This is a genomic window from Kitasatospora sp. NEAU-CNBT7, assembly GCF_057220535.1.
This window is the reverse complement of the sequence record NZ_JBXQQB010000045.1, coordinates 25,507-38,470: the sequence shown is the minus strand read 5'-3', so window position 1 is coordinate 38,470 and position 12,964 is coordinate 25,507. Positions and strand designations below refer to the sequence as shown.

Here is a 12,964-nt window from a genome sequence, read left to right as displayed (position 1 = left end):
CCCCCTTCCGGCAGGAGCCCTCCCGTGACCACGATGACGACCACCACCGCCGCCGCGCGCGCCGTCGGCCTGAACAAGGTCTACGGCGAGGGCGAGACCCGGGTCGTCGCCCTGGACGACGTCAGCGTGGCCTTTGGCCAGGGCGAGTTCACCGCCATCATGGGCCCCTCCGGCTCCGGCAAGTCCACCCTCATGCACTGCATGGCCGGCCTCGACACCGTCACCTCCGGCTCCGCCACCATCGGCGGCACCGAACTCGTCGGCCTCAAGGACAAGCAGCTCACCCGCCTGCGCCGCGACAAGATCGGCTTCATCTTCCAGGCCTTCAACCTGCTCCCCACCCTGACCGCCCTGGAGAACATCACCCTCCCCATGGACATCGCCGGCCGCAAGCCCGACCAGGCCTGGCTGGAACGCGTCGTGGACACCGTCGGCCTCTCCGGCCGCCTCACCCACCGCCCCTCCCAGCTCTCCGGCGGCCAGCAGCAACGCGTCGCCTGCGCCCGCGCCCTCGCCTCCCGCCCCGACATCGTCTTCGCCGACGAACCCACCGGCAACCTCGACTCCCGCTCCGGCGCCGAGATCCTCTCCTTCCTCCGCAACTCCGTCCGCGAACTCGGCCAGACCGTCGTCATGGTCACCCACGACCCCGTCGCCGCCTCCTACGCCGACCGCGTCGTCTTCCTCGCCGACGGCCGCACCGTCGACGAACTCCACCACCCCACCGCCGACACCGTCCTGGACCGGATGCGCCGCTTCGACGCCAAGGGCCGCACCAGCTGACCCCCGGCTGACCACCGGCACCCGTCCATCCCCATCCACCGACCCCAGGACACGGCAACCACCATGTACCGCACCGCACTGCGCAACGTGCTGGCCCACAAGGGCCGACTGCTGATGACCGCCCTCGCCATCATGCTCGGCACCGCCTTCGTCGCCGGCACCATGGTCTTCACCGACACGCTCGGCGCCGCGCTCAAGTCCCAGAACGCCAAGAGCTACACCGACATCGCCGTGACCGTCAGCGACTCCGGCGCCGTCAGCCAGGGGTACGGACGTGGTGGCCGCGGCCCCGCGGGCCCGGAGCTGACCGAGGACGTCCGCCGGAAGCTGGCCGCGCTGCCCGGTACGGCCGAGGCCCGCGGTGTGGTCTCCGGGTTCGCCGGGATCGCGGACCGCAAGGGCAGCCTGATCGGCGACGGCTTCTCCACCTCCGGCACCAACTACGTGCCGGGCGCCGACGGCACCGACGCCCGCTACCCGCTGAGCGAGGGCCGCGGACCGAAGGGCGAGGGCGAGGTCGCGCTCGACACCCGCACGGCGTCCAAGGGCGGCTACCACGTCGGCGACACCGTCCGGGTGGCCGTCAACGGCCCGGTGATGAACCTGAAGCTCACCGGCCTGCTGACCACCAACGACCCGCGGGTCCAGGCGGGCGGTTCGCTCGCCGCCTTCGACACCGCCACCGCGCAGCGGCTCTACCTGAAGCCCGGTCAGTTCAACGACATCGACCTGCGGGCCAAGCCCGGCACCGACGACCGGGCGCTGCTGACCGCCGTTCAGCAGGCGCTGCCCGCGGGTGATTCGCTGACCGCGCGGACCGGCGCGGACCTGTCCGCCGAGCAGGACCGGATGATCACCGAGGGCACCAAGAACCTCAACCGGGCCCTGCTGGCCTTCGCCGGGATCTCGCTGTTCGTCGGCGTCTTCATCATCGCCAACACCTTCACCATGCTGGTCGCCCAGCGCACCCGGGAGATCGCCCTGCTGCGCGCGGTCGGCGCCGCCCGCCGCCAGATCACCCGTTCGGTGCTGATCGAGGCGCTGCTGATCGGCACCGTCGCCTCGGCGGCCGGCCTGCTGGCCGGTGTCGGGATCGCGGTCGGCCTCAAGGCCGTGGTGAACGGGCCGATGGACGCCAACCTCCCGGACGGCCCGCTGGTGCTGGCCCCCGGCACCGTGCTGACCACGGTCGCGGTCGGCGTGGTCGTGACCGTGCTGGCGGCCTGGCTGCCCGCCCGCCGGGCGGCCCGGATCGCCCCGGTCGCCGCGATGAGCAGCGCCGAGCAGCCCGCCACCCCGAAGAGCCTGCGGGTGCGCAACGCGATCGGCGCGCTGATCACCGCCGTCGGCGCCGCCGGTCTGCTGGCGGGGGCGACCGGCAAGTCGACCGACCAGGTCGGCCTCGGTGCGGCGGCCCTGCTGATCGGCGTGTTCGTGCTGACCCCGCTGCTGTCGCGGCCGCTGATCGCGGTGTTCTCCCCGGTGCTGCAGAAGCTGTACGGCACCCCGGGCAAGCTGGCCCGGGAGAACGCGCTGCGCAACCCCCGCCGGACGGCCGCCACCGCCTCGGCGCTCACCATCGGGGTCACCCTGATCACCGCGCTCACCGTGGTCGGCGCCTCCGTCAACCACGCGGTGGACAAGGCCTCCGGGGTGGACGTCAAGGCCGACTACGTGGTCTCGATGGCCAACTACTCGATGCTCTCGCCCGAGGTGGGCGCCCAGATCGCCAAGGCGCCCGGGGTCACGGCCAGCAGCGGGGAGCGGATGGTCCCGGCGGAGGTCAACGGCGAGTCCACCTGGCTGACCGGCGTCGACGCGGCGTCCATCGCCGAGGTCGCCACCGTGAAGATCACCGAAGGCTCGGCCGACGCCCTGAAGCAGGGCAGGCTGCTGGTCAGCACGGGCTACGCCAAGGGGCAGCACGTCAGGACCGGCGACACCGTGGAGGTGGTCTTCGAGGACGGCGCCAAGGCGAAGCTGGCCATCGGCGGGGTGGTGGAGTCCACCGACTCGCTGGCCGGCCTGATCGCCCCGGACTCGCTCATCGCCCCGCACGCCGAGGGCGCCGGGCTGGAGAAGGTGCTGGTCAAGGGCGCGAACGGCCCGGACGCCAAGCTGAAGCAGGCCATCAAGGACGCCACCGGCGGCAACCCGCTGATCTCGGTGAAGGGTGAGGCGGACCTGAAGGCCGAGTCCCGCCAGATGGTGACCGACGTGCTGAACATGATGTACGGCCTGCTGGGCATGTCCGTGGTGGTCGCGGTCCTGGGCGTGGTCAACACGATGGCGATGTCGGTCTTCGAGCGCCGCCGCGAGATCGGCATGCTGCGGGCGATCGGCCTGGACCGCCGGGGTGTCGGCCGGATGGTCCGGCTGGAGTCGCTGCTGATCGCGCTGTTCGGCGCGGCGGTCGGCATCGGGCTGGGCGTGGTGGTGGCCTGGGCCGGGAACCGGGCCGTGGCCGGGGACTTCAAGGAGCTGACCACGGTGGTGCCGCCGGCGCAGATCCTGCTGTTCCTGGTGCTGGCCGCGGCGATCGGCCTGCTGGCCGCCGCCTGGCCGTCCCGCCGGGCCGCCCGGCTGAACGTCCTGGACGCCATCAAGAGCGAGTAGCGGGCACGTCAGGAGCCCCGGCCGGTCCCTCCGCGGACCGGCCGGGGCTTCGGCACGTCAGGACTCGCGGCCGAGCACCGCCTGCTCGAAGGTCAGGAACGCGCACTCCTCGCGCCACTCCAGCTCGGCCTTGGGGCTCTCGTCGAGCAGCGCCGCGCAGGCCGCGCTCGGCTCGTCCTCGCCGAGCCGGTCGTGGGCGCACTCGGCGGCCGGCCGGTAGCCGTCCCGGTCGGCCCACAGGCTGCGGCCGGGCAGGAAGGCGTACTCCAGCGACGCCCGGGCCAGGTCGCGCAGCTCCCGGTAGTCCAGGCCGTAGGTGAGCGCGGCCCGCTGGTACTCGGTGGTGATGTCGCCGCGCGAGACGCCCGGGTCGTCGGTGGCCAGCGCCACCGGGACGCCCGCCGCGAGGTAGCGCGGGAACGGGTGCTCCGGGCCGCTGACCCCGAGGATCTGCTCGTTGCTGGTCAGCGGCACCTCCACCAGGACGTGCCGGGCGGCCATGGTGCGCAGCAGCCCCTCGGGGTCGTCCTCGTGGGCGAGGTCGACGCCGTGGCCGATCCGCTCGGCGTGCCCGGTGAGCACCGCCTCGCGGATGTGGAAGCGCAGGTCCTCGGGCTTGACCAGGCCGGGTACCAGCTCACCGGCGTGCAGCGTGATGTGCACCTCGGGGTACTGGCCGTGCAGGTAGTCCAGCATCTGCATCTGCAGCCGGTAGTTCTCGATCGAGGCGGGTGCGTCCTCGGGCTGGACCAGGTTGACCGCGACGTAGCGCGGGTCGTGCCGGGCGAGTTCCATGCCGAGCAGCAGCTGGGTGAAGACCCGGGCGGGCGTGGAGGCCCGGGAGGCCTGCGAGATGAACCGGACGGTCACCGCGCAGCCGGGCGCGGGGTCGTCGCCGTCGCAGTGCGAGGTGGCCCGGAACTCCGTCAGCGTCGCGTCGGCCTCGCCGGAGGCGGTCCGTACCAGGGCGCCGATCTGGTCGCCGGCCAGCAGCTTGGCGCGCAGCGCGGCCAGGTCGCTGTCGAAGCCGACCTTGGCGGCCAGGGCCGCCGCCCCGTCGGACGCGGGCGTCGACATGGTCTCCAGGTAGGACTGGTTCTGCCGGGCGAGGGTGTCGGTGACCTCGGCCAGCATCCGGCCGGGGTGCCGCCAGGAGGCCTCGCCGAACTTCCCGAAGGTGGCGAAGAAGTGGTCGTGGCCGGACTCGGCGCCGGGCACGAAGTCCTGCATCGACCAGGCCCGGATCACCTGCTGCCGGAAGGCGGGGTCGGTGACGGCGTCGGTCGCGGGGCGGCTGCCCGCGGGGCAGGGGCCGCCGACGACCGCGGTCGAGGTGGTGGTGTCGATGCACAGCCCGTCCTCGGCGGCGAGCCGGATCAGCAGCTCGGTGGAGGCCGCCCCGGACAGGTGGTTGTGCAGGTCGCCGCCCTTGGGCAGGGCCTCGAAGAACGCCCGGAGCTCCTGCGGCCGGTCCTGGATGCGGTCCAGCAGGGCGGACACCCGGTCGGCCGGCGGGACGGGACGCACCCGGGCCGGGTCGGTCTGCGGGACGGCGGCCCCGGCGGGGACGGCGCGGCCGGGGAGCAGCGGGAGCAGCAGCGCGGTGGCCGCCGCGAGGGCGGCCGCGGCGGCGTGACGTGTGCGAATCATGGCCGCATCCTGGCGGCCCCCGTTCCCGGCTCCCGGCCCGACAGGCCGGGTGCGGCCGGCGGGTCATCCGATCGCACCAGCGCGCGGCGGAGCGCGTGCCGCGCCCCCTGGCCGGGCGGCGAGGGGGCGCGGTGGCGGTGGTGGCGGGCTCAGGCGCGGCCGGCCGCCTTCTGGGTCTTGCGGGACAGCGAGTCGATCACGACGGCGGCCAGCAGCACCGCGCCGGTGATCATGAACTGGATGGCGTTGCTCAGGCCCATGATGTTCATCCCGGACTGGATCGAGCCGATCACCAGCGCACCGAGCAGCGCCGACCAGGTCGAGCCGCGCCCGCCGAACAGGCTGGTGCCGCCGATGACGGCCGCCGCGATGCAGTTCATCAGCAGGTTGCCGCCGCCGGAGGTCTGGCTGGCGGACTGGATCTGCGCCGCCAGGAACAGACCGCCGACGGCGGCCATGGTGGAACAGATCATGAACACCGAGATCCGGACCCAGGACACGTTGATGCCGGCCCGCCGGGCGCCCTCGATGTTGCCGCCGAGTGCGAAGACCTGGCGCCCGTAGGTGGTCCGGCGGAGCACGAAGTCCAGCACCACGATGAAGATCAGGAAGATCAGCAGCGCCAGCGGCAGTCCCTTGTACTGGTTGAGCGTGTACGCGGCCGCGAAGGCCACCACCGCCAGCGCCACCGTCCGCAGCGCGATGTCCGCGGCCGGCCGGGACGGCACCCCGGCCGCCCGCCGCCGCCTGGCGTCGAGCAGCGAGGCGGCCAGGAACAGCGCCACCCCGACCGCGGCGGTCCCGTAGGCGGCGATGGTCTGGCCGTAGATGGTGGAGTACAGCCGGGAGACGATGTCGTTGCCGGACAGGTTGATGGTGCCGCTGGACCCGAGGATCTGCAGCATCAGGCCGTTCCAGCCGAGGTTGCCGGCGAGGGTGACCACGAAGGCCGGCACGCCGACCTTGGCGAAGAACAGGCCCTGGATCAGGCCTACCAGGGCGCCGCCGACCAGGGCGGACACCAGGGCGACCCACTGGTTGACGCCGTGGGTGACGTCGAGCACGGCGAAGATCGCGGCGCACAGACCGCTGACCGAGCCCACCGACAGGTCGATCTCGCCGAGCAGCAGCACGAACACCACACCGATGGCGATCATGCCGGTGCCGACGATCTGCTGCGAGAGGTTGGACAGGTTCTGCGCCGACAGGAAGCTGCTGTCGAGGCTGCCGAACACGGCCCAGATCACGATCAGGGCCAGGACCACCGGCAGCGAACCGAGCTCGCCGCTGCTCAGACGGCGCTTGAACTCGCCCAGGTAACCGGAGATGCCCTCCTGGCGGACGATCAGCCGGGGGTCGACGGCGGGGATCGCGTCGTGCGCGACCGGGACCGGCGCGTTCACCCCGTCCCTGGACATGCTGTCCTCGGGGAGCGGGACGTGGCCCGGCTCCCGGTGGTCGTCACCGTTCATGACACCCCCTCCTGACCGCGGGACTGGCGCCGGGTCACGGCGTTGTCCGTGGCTCCCGTGATGGCGGAGATGATCTCCTGCTGGTTGGTGTAGCGGACGTCGAAGACCCCGTTGTTGCGGCCCAGGCGCAGCACCGCGACCTTGTCGGAGACCGCCATCACGTCGGCCATGTTGTGGCTGACCAGGATGACCCCGAGCCCCCGGTCGCGCAGGCGCTCCACCAGGTCGAGGACCTGGGCGGTCTGCTCGACGCCGAGGGCGGCGGTCGGCTCGTCGAGGATCACGATCTTGGGTTCGCCGATCAGGGCGCGGGCGATGGCGACCACCTGGCGCTGACCGCCGGAGAGCGAGGCGATCGGGATCCGCACGCTCGGGATCCTGATCGACAGGGTGTCCAGCAGCTCGCGCGAGCGCCGTTCCATGCCGACCTCGTTGAGCACGCCGAACCGCCTCAGCTCCCGGCCGAGGAAGAGGTTGCCGACCACGTCGAGGTTGTCGCAGAGCGCGAGGTCCTGGTAGACCGTCGCGACCCCCAGGTGCTGGGCGTCCTGCGGCCGGTGGATCACCACCGGCCGGCCCTCCCACTCGATCACACCCTCATCGGGCTGGTTGACCCCGGCGATCGCCTTCACCAGGGTGGACTTGCCGGCGCCGTTGTCGCCCACCAGGGCGACCACCTCGCCGGCCGCCACGTCCAACTCGACCTCGGTGAGGGCCTGCACCGCGCCGAACCGCTTGGAGACGCTGCGCAGTGCCAGCACGGGAGGACCCGCCATGGCTATCAACTCCTCCGGACGGTGGGGGTTACTGCAGACCGGCTGCGGCGCAGGCGGCGGCGTAGTCCGGGGTGCAGATCTGCGCCACGGTGTACAGGCCGTCGGCGACCACGGTGGACTTGATGTTGTCCTTGGTGAGCACGACCGGGGTGATCAGGTCGGACTGGACCTCCTGGCCGCTGCCGCTGGTGGCCTTGGCGGACGCCAGCTCCGAGCCGAGCGTCTTGCCCTGGGCGAAGGCCACGGCCATCTGGGCGGCGGTGTCGGCCTCCGGCTTGTACGGCTTGTAGATCGACATCGTCTGGGTGCCGGCCAGGATCCGCTGGACGGCGTCCAGCTGCGCGTCCTGACCGGTCAGCGGGACGCTGAGGTTGGCCGCCTTGAGCGCGGTCGCGATGCCCGCCGCCATGCCGTCGTTGGCCGAGTAGACGCCGACCACGTTCGGGGCGCCGATCGCGGTGATGCCCGCGGCGGCCTCCTGGTTGGCGTTGTTCGGGTCCCAGTTCGGCGTGTCGTACTCCTTGCCGACGGTGAGCTTGCCGTCGATGGCGCTGTGCGCGCCCGCCTTGAAGTCGGCCGCGTTGGGGTCGGTGGGCGAGCCGTTGATCATGATGATCTTGCCGGCGGAGGCCTTGTCACCGACGGCCGCCACCAGGGCCTGGCCCTGCAGCTCGCCGACCTTGTGGTTGTCGAAGGACACGTAGGAGTCGACCGGCCCCTGCGCCAGCCGGTCGTAGGCGACCACCTTGACGCCGGCGTCGTGCGCCTTCTGGACCGAGGACTGGATGGCCTTGGCGTCCACCGCGTCCAGGATCAGCACCTGGTTGCCCTTGGTCAGGGCGGTGTCGACCTGGGTCTGCTGGAGCGTCGCGTCCTGGTTGGCGTTGTAGTAGTCGATCTGCGCGTTCGGGACCAGCTCCTTGATCTTCTGCTCGATCAGGGGCTTGTCGAACTGCTCGTACCGCGTGGTCTTGGACTCCGGGAGGAGCAGGCCGATCTTCACCGTGCCCGTCCCCGAGCCGGAACCGGAGGACGAGGCGGACGTGGACTGGCTGGCGCTGCCGCAGGAGGAGAGCGCCAGAGCGAGGGAAGCCGCCGCCGCGGCGACGACAATCCCGGTGGGTCGTGATTTCACGGGTCGCCTCTCAATACGTCGAGATGCCCCCCGGGACTTTCGAGTGTCCGGCGATCCACCGGCCGCCGCCATTCGAAACAATCTTGCGCCACCTTTTTTGAGGCCGATCGGGGGAGCCGCCCGGGCAGGGCCCTCCGAGTGGCCGACCCGGCGGGCGAATCCCACCGGACCGGGCGGAATGTGGACATTGTGTGCCGATGGGGGAGGGAGCCGGGGGAGAAGTCGGACACCCGCCGGTCCGCGTGGTTGCCCGCGAGGGGCCGGGGTAGCGCCAAACCCGACACACCGCCTTCGCAACGGAGTGGTTCCATGCCGCTGATCGACTACACCGCCCTCGCCCGACTCGTCCGTGAGCTGGACGCCCTGGCCGGACGGCCCGCCACCGACCGGACCGCGCACCGCCGCCGGGAGGACGCCCTGTACACGGTCTGCGTCTACACCGGCCTGCGGGATCCGGGAGCCGCACTCGCCCGGGCCCGGGCCCTGCTCGCCCAGCGGGTGACGGTACCGGCCGGCTGAGCCGGGGCTGGGCCGGTCCGCGCGGGGCCGGCCGAGGGGTCGCCGTCGCCCGCCCGGGTCACGGGCCGGGCGCGGCCGTTACCCCGCCGCGGCGGCCGGTGATACGTCACCGGTCCAGCCGCCCGGCCCCTCCGGGCGGCGCCCCACCGCCCGGAGGTCCCCGCCGTGCCGCTGCCCCGCCCCCGCCCCCGTCCCCGGACGCTGTTCGCCGCGCTCGCCGCCGTCGCGCTGGCCACCGCCGCCCCCGCCCCCGCCCAGGCCGGCGACGGGCCGGACCACCGGCTCCAGCAGCGGCTCGCCGAACTCGTCGACGCCCCCGGCGGGCCGCCCGGCGCGATCGCCGTGCTGCGCCGCGGCGAGCACACCGAGGTGGTCCGGGCCGGCGTCTCCCGGGTCGGCACCGACCGGCAGCCGGAGCCCACCGACCACATGCGGATCGCCAGCACCGCCAAGGCGTTCAGCGGAGCCGTCGCGCTCGGCCTGGTCGACCGGGGCCTGCTCGGCCTCGACGACACCCTCGCCGAACGGCTCCCCGCCCTGCCCGCCGCCTGGGGCGCGGTCACCCTGCGCCAGCTGCTCCAGCACACCAGCGGCCTGCCCGACTACACCGAGGCCCCGGCCTTCCTGGAGATCCTCGCCGCCGACCCGCACCACCACTTCGACTCCCGGTGCCTGCTGGACTTCGTGGCCGACCGGCCGCTGGGGTTCACCCCGGGATCGGCGTACGCCTACTCCAACTCCGACAACATCGCCGTCGCCCTGATGGCGGAGGCCGCCGCCGGCCGCAGTTACGAGGAACTGCTCCAGGAGATCGTCGACCGGCCGCTCGGCCTGCGCGAGACCACTCTCCCGGACGGCTACCGGCTGCCCCGCCCCTACCTGCACGGCTACGCCGTCGAGCCGCCCGCGGCGCCCGAGGACGTCAGCACCGCGCTCGGCGCCTCCGGGGTCTGGGCCTCCGGCGGCATCGTCTCCACCCCGCTGGACCTGGGCACCTTCATGGGCGCGTACGCCGGCGGGCGGCTGATCGCCCCCGAGGTGCGGCGCGAGCAGCTCACCTTCGTGGACGGCGCCTCCGAGCCCGCCGGGCCCGGCCGCAACGAGGCCGGCCTGGCGATCTACCGCTACACCACCCGCTGCGGCACGGTCTACGGCCACACCGGCAACTTCCCCGGCTACACCCAGCTCGCCGTCGGCACCCCGGACGGCAGCCGCTCGCTCACCTTCTCCGTCACCTCGCAGATCAACAAGACCCTCGACCCCGACCGGCTGGCCGAACTCCGGGCCGTCCAGGAGGACTTCGTCTGCAGCCTGCTGAGGGGCTGAACCACCGAGCGGGTGGGCCGTCCCGTTGCATAGAGTGGCGCACCGGACGACAACCGCAACCGCCCGGAGGATTCGATGAGCCCCCGCCCCGTGCCGGCCGCCGGCCCGGAGGCCGGACCGGGCCGGGCGCAGCAGCCCCGCACGGCACAGCCCTGGAGCAGACAGCGCCTGCGCAGCAACAACGAGTGGCTGCTGCTGGAGCTGCTGCGCACCGGCGGACCCTCCTCCCGGGCCCAGCTGGCCCGCGACACCGGACTGTCCAAGCCCACCGTGTCGGCCGCGCTGGCCACCCTGGAGCAGGCCGGCCTCGCCCGCGAGGCCGGCCTGCTGGCGCCCGAACGCGGCCGGGTCGCCGTGCTGTACGAGCCCGATCCGGCCGCCGGGCACGTGCTGGGCATCGACATCGGCCGGGCCCGGCTGCGGGTCGCCCTCGCCGACCTGGCCGGGCGGATCATCAGCCGCCAGGACGTCCCCAACCGCGGCCGCACCGCCGACGCCGTCGCCGACGCGGTGGTGGACGCCGCCCGCACCGCCACCGCCGAGGCCGGCCTCGCCCCCGGCGACGTGGTGCACGCTGCGATCGGCAGCCCGGGCGTCTGGGACGAGACCCAGCAGCGCGTCCAGTACGCCCCGAACCTGCCAGGCTGGGGCCGGCGCGGCCTGTTCGAGCGGATCGAGGCCCGGCTCGCCACCCGGATCAGCGTCCACAACGACGCCAACCTCGCCGCCCTCGGCGAGTACGCCCGCGGCGCCGGCGCCGGCAGCCGCCTCTTCGTCTACCTGCTGATCGGCACCGGCCTCGGCATGGGCGTGGTCGCCGACGGCGAACTGCAGCGCGGCGCGCACGGCGCCGCCGGCGAGATCGGCCTGCTCCCGCTGCCCGGACGCGGCACCCTGGAGGGCGCCGCCGCCGCCGAGTCGGTGGTGCGCACCGCCCGCGAGCTGGGCCTGACCGGGCCGCTGACGGCCAAACAGGTCTTCGCCGCCGCCCGGGCCGGCGACGAACGGGCCGCCGAGGCCGTCCGCCGGGAGGCCGAACAGCTCGGCTACGCGCTCGCCGTCGTCTCCGCCGTCCTCGACCCGGACCTGGTGGTGCTCGGCGGCGGCCTCGGCCACGGCGCCGACCTGCTGCTCCAGCCCGTCGAACAGACCCTGCACCGGCTCGGCCCGCTGCGCCCCCGGGTCGCCGCCAGCCTGCTCGGCGACGAGGCCGTGCTGCAGGGCGCGCTGGCGACCGCACTGGGCACCGCCCGCGCCGAGGTCTTCGAGCGCCGCACCGCCCACCTCGGCTGAATCCGGGACCCGCGGGGAAATTCGGGTGCGATGCACCAGGGCGGCTCTGGTAGCTTCCCGGCTCGTGGCGGACAACGGGGCAGGGCTCGGCGGACGGTTCGGAAAGCTGTGGGCGGCGGCGACCACCTCGGCGCTCGGCAGCGGACTCGCCCTGGTGGCGACCCCGCTGCTGGTCGCGGCCAGGACCGACGACCCGCTGCTGGTGTCCGCCGCGGCCGGCGTCGGCTGGCTGCCCTGGCTGCTGTTCGCCCTGCCCGGCGGGGTCCTGGTCGACCGGGTCGACCGCCGGCGGCTGATGGTCGCGGTGGACTGGGTACGGGTCGCCGCCCTCGGCGTGCTGGCCGCCGCGATCGCGGCCGGCTGGGCGGGCATCCCCCTGCTGTACGCCGTGCTGTTCGTGGTCAACACCGGCGAGGTGGTGTTCCGGGCGGCGAGCCAGGCGATGATCCCCGCCGTGGTGCCCGGAGAGCGGCTGGAGCGCGCCAACGGGCTGCTGGCGGGCGGTGTCACGCTGATGCAGCAGATGGTCGCCGGACCGCTCGGCGGCCTGCTGTTCGTGCTGTCCGCCGCGCTGCCGTTCCTCGTCAACGCCGCCACCTACGCCGCCAGCGCCGTGCTGATCGGGCTGGTCGGCGGGGTCTACCGGGCCACCTCCCACCCCGGCCCGCCGGCCGCGCCGGAACGCCGGTCGGTGGTGGCCGAGATGGCCGAGGGGTTCCGCTGGCTGATGCGGCAGCGGCTGCTGCGCACCATGGCGGTCCTGATCGGCCTGCTGAACGTCACCCTCACCGCGGCCACCGCCGTCCTGGTGCTGCTCGCCTCGCAGCGGCTGCACCTCGGCTCGGTCGGCTACGGCCTGCTGTTCACCTGCATGGCGGTCGGCGGCGTGGTCGGCTCGGTGGCCGGCGACCGGGTGGTCGAACTGGTCACCGCCACCTGGACGGTCCGGGTCGGGCTGCTGGTCGAGGCCGGGCTGCACCTCGCGCTGGCGGCGTCCCGGGACCGGTACCTGATCGGCTTCGCGCTGTTCGCCTTCGGGGTGCACGGCGGGCTGTGGGGCATCGTCGCCAACTCGCTGCGCCAGCGGCTCACCCCGCCGGAGCTGCTGGGCCGGGTCGGCAGCACCAACCTGTTCGTGGTGGCGGGCGGGAACTGCCTGGGCGCGGTGCTCGGCGGGGTCCTGGTCGACGCGTTCGGGCTGACCGCGCCGTACTGGGTGGGCTTCGTGGTGGCGCTGCTGGTGACGGCCGCGACCTGGCGGGTCTTCGACCGGGACACCGTCGCCGAGGCGTACGCGGCCCGGCCGGGGCCGGCCGGTGCGGACCCCGCCGGCGCCCCGGCGGTGGCGGGCTGACGGGGGCCGGCCCGGCCGGGGCCGGGCGCGGTGCCCGGCC

General features: G+C 73.6%; 10 protein-coding genes. 6 read left to right on the top strand and 4 right to left on the bottom strand.

Features of this window, described 5'->3' with window-relative positions; all coding sequences use genetic code 11:
- Nucleotides 1-33: 33 nt before the first annotated feature.
- On the top strand, nucleotides 34-783 hold the full coding sequence (locus AC2TEW_RS34870; RefSeq protein ID WP_484626479.1) for an ABC transporter ATP-binding protein: 750 nt from the start codon (nucleotides 34-36) through the stop codon (nucleotides 781-783).
- 63 nt (nucleotides 784-846) lie between these two features.
- Complete coding sequence (locus AC2TEW_RS34865) at nucleotides 847-3,399, top strand: ABC transporter permease (protein ID WP_484627280.1); 2,553 nt, start codon at nucleotides 847-849, stop codon at nucleotides 3,397-3,399.
- A gap of 57 nt (nucleotides 3,400-3,456) precedes the next feature.
- Here AC2TEW_RS34865 and AC2TEW_RS34860 read toward each other — a convergent pair whose 3' ends face one another.
- The 4 genes from AC2TEW_RS34860 to AC2TEW_RS34845 form a co-directional block, all read right to left on the bottom strand.
- Nucleotides 3,457-5,049: an adenosine deaminase family protein gene (locus tag AC2TEW_RS34860; protein ID WP_484627279.1), complete on the bottom strand. Its 1,593-nt coding sequence runs from the start codon at nucleotides 5,047-5,049 to the stop codon at nucleotides 3,457-3,459.
- 149 nt (nucleotides 5,050-5,198) lie between these two features.
- The gene (locus tag AC2TEW_RS34855; RefSeq protein WP_484627281.1) at nucleotides 5,199-6,467 is read right to left on the bottom strand and encodes a sugar ABC transporter permease; all 1,269 of its coding nucleotides are present in this window, start codon (nucleotides 6,465-6,467) and stop codon (nucleotides 5,199-5,201) included.
- A 50-nt stretch (nucleotides 6,468-6,517) separates the two neighbouring features.
- Complete coding sequence (locus tag AC2TEW_RS34850) at nucleotides 6,518-7,297, bottom strand: ATP-binding cassette domain-containing protein (RefSeq protein ID WP_484627278.1); 780 nt, start codon at nucleotides 7,295-7,297, stop codon at nucleotides 6,518-6,520.
- Between the two features lie 28 nt (nucleotides 7,298-7,325).
- Nucleotides 7,326-8,432 (bottom strand): sugar ABC transporter substrate-binding protein, encoded by a 1,107-nt coding sequence (locus AC2TEW_RS34845; protein WP_484627277.1) that lies wholly within the window; start codon nucleotides 8,430-8,432, stop codon nucleotides 7,326-7,328.
- A gap of 309 nt (nucleotides 8,433-8,741) precedes the next feature.
- Between AC2TEW_RS34845 and AC2TEW_RS34840 the strand changes: the two genes are divergently transcribed.
- From AC2TEW_RS34840 to AC2TEW_RS34825, 4 genes are all read left to right on the top strand, one after another.
- Nucleotides 8,742-8,951, top strand: coding sequence for a DUF5133 domain-containing protein (locus AC2TEW_RS34840; RefSeq protein ID WP_033824440.1), 210 nt, complete (start codon nucleotides 8,742-8,744; stop codon nucleotides 8,949-8,951).
- 165 nt (nucleotides 8,952-9,116) lie between these two features.
- Nucleotides 9,117-10,277, top strand: a complete 1,161-nt coding sequence (locus AC2TEW_RS34835) for a serine hydrolase domain-containing protein (RefSeq protein ID WP_484627276.1) — start codon at nucleotides 9,117-9,119, stop codon at nucleotides 10,275-10,277.
- Between the two features lie 75 nt (nucleotides 10,278-10,352).
- Nucleotides 10,353-11,570 (top strand): ROK family transcriptional regulator, encoded by a 1,218-nt coding sequence (locus AC2TEW_RS34830; RefSeq protein ID WP_484627275.1) that lies wholly within the window; start codon nucleotides 10,353-10,355, stop codon nucleotides 11,568-11,570.
- A 64-nt stretch (nucleotides 11,571-11,634) separates the two neighbouring features.
- Nucleotides 11,635-12,924: an MFS transporter gene (locus AC2TEW_RS34825; protein ID WP_484627274.1), complete on the top strand. Its 1,290-nt coding sequence runs from the start codon at nucleotides 11,635-11,637 to the stop codon at nucleotides 12,922-12,924.
- The last annotated feature ends 40 nt before the right edge of the window (nucleotides 12,925-12,964 follow it).

Bases quoted from the DNA above. Each gene is read 5' to 3' on its own strand.
- AC2TEW_RS34840 (WP_033824440.1), top strand. From the start codon at position 8,742: ATGCCGCTGATCGACTACACCGCCCTCGCCCGACTCGTCCGTGAGCTG.
- AC2TEW_RS34860 (WP_484627279.1), bottom strand. From the start codon at position 5,049: ATGATTCGCACACGTCACGCCGCCGCGGCCGCCCTCGCGGCGGCCACC.
- AC2TEW_RS34855 (WP_484627281.1), bottom strand. From the start codon at position 6,467: ATGTCCAGGGACGGGGTGAACGCGCCGGTCCCGGTCGCGCACGACGCG.
- AC2TEW_RS34865 (WP_484627280.1), top strand. From the start codon at position 847: ATGTACCGCACCGCACTGCGCAACGTGCTGGCCCACAAGGGCCGACTG.
- AC2TEW_RS34870 (WP_484626479.1), top strand. From the start codon at position 34: ATGACGACCACCACCGCCGCCGCGCGCGCCGTCGGCCTGAACAAGGTC.
- AC2TEW_RS34830 (WP_484627275.1), top strand. From the start codon at position 10,353: ATGAGCCCCCGCCCCGTGCCGGCCGCCGGCCCGGAGGCCGGACCGGGC.
- AC2TEW_RS34850 (WP_484627278.1), bottom strand. From the start codon at position 7,297: ATGGCGGGTCCTCCCGTGCTGGCACTGCGCAGCGTCTCCAAGCGGTTC.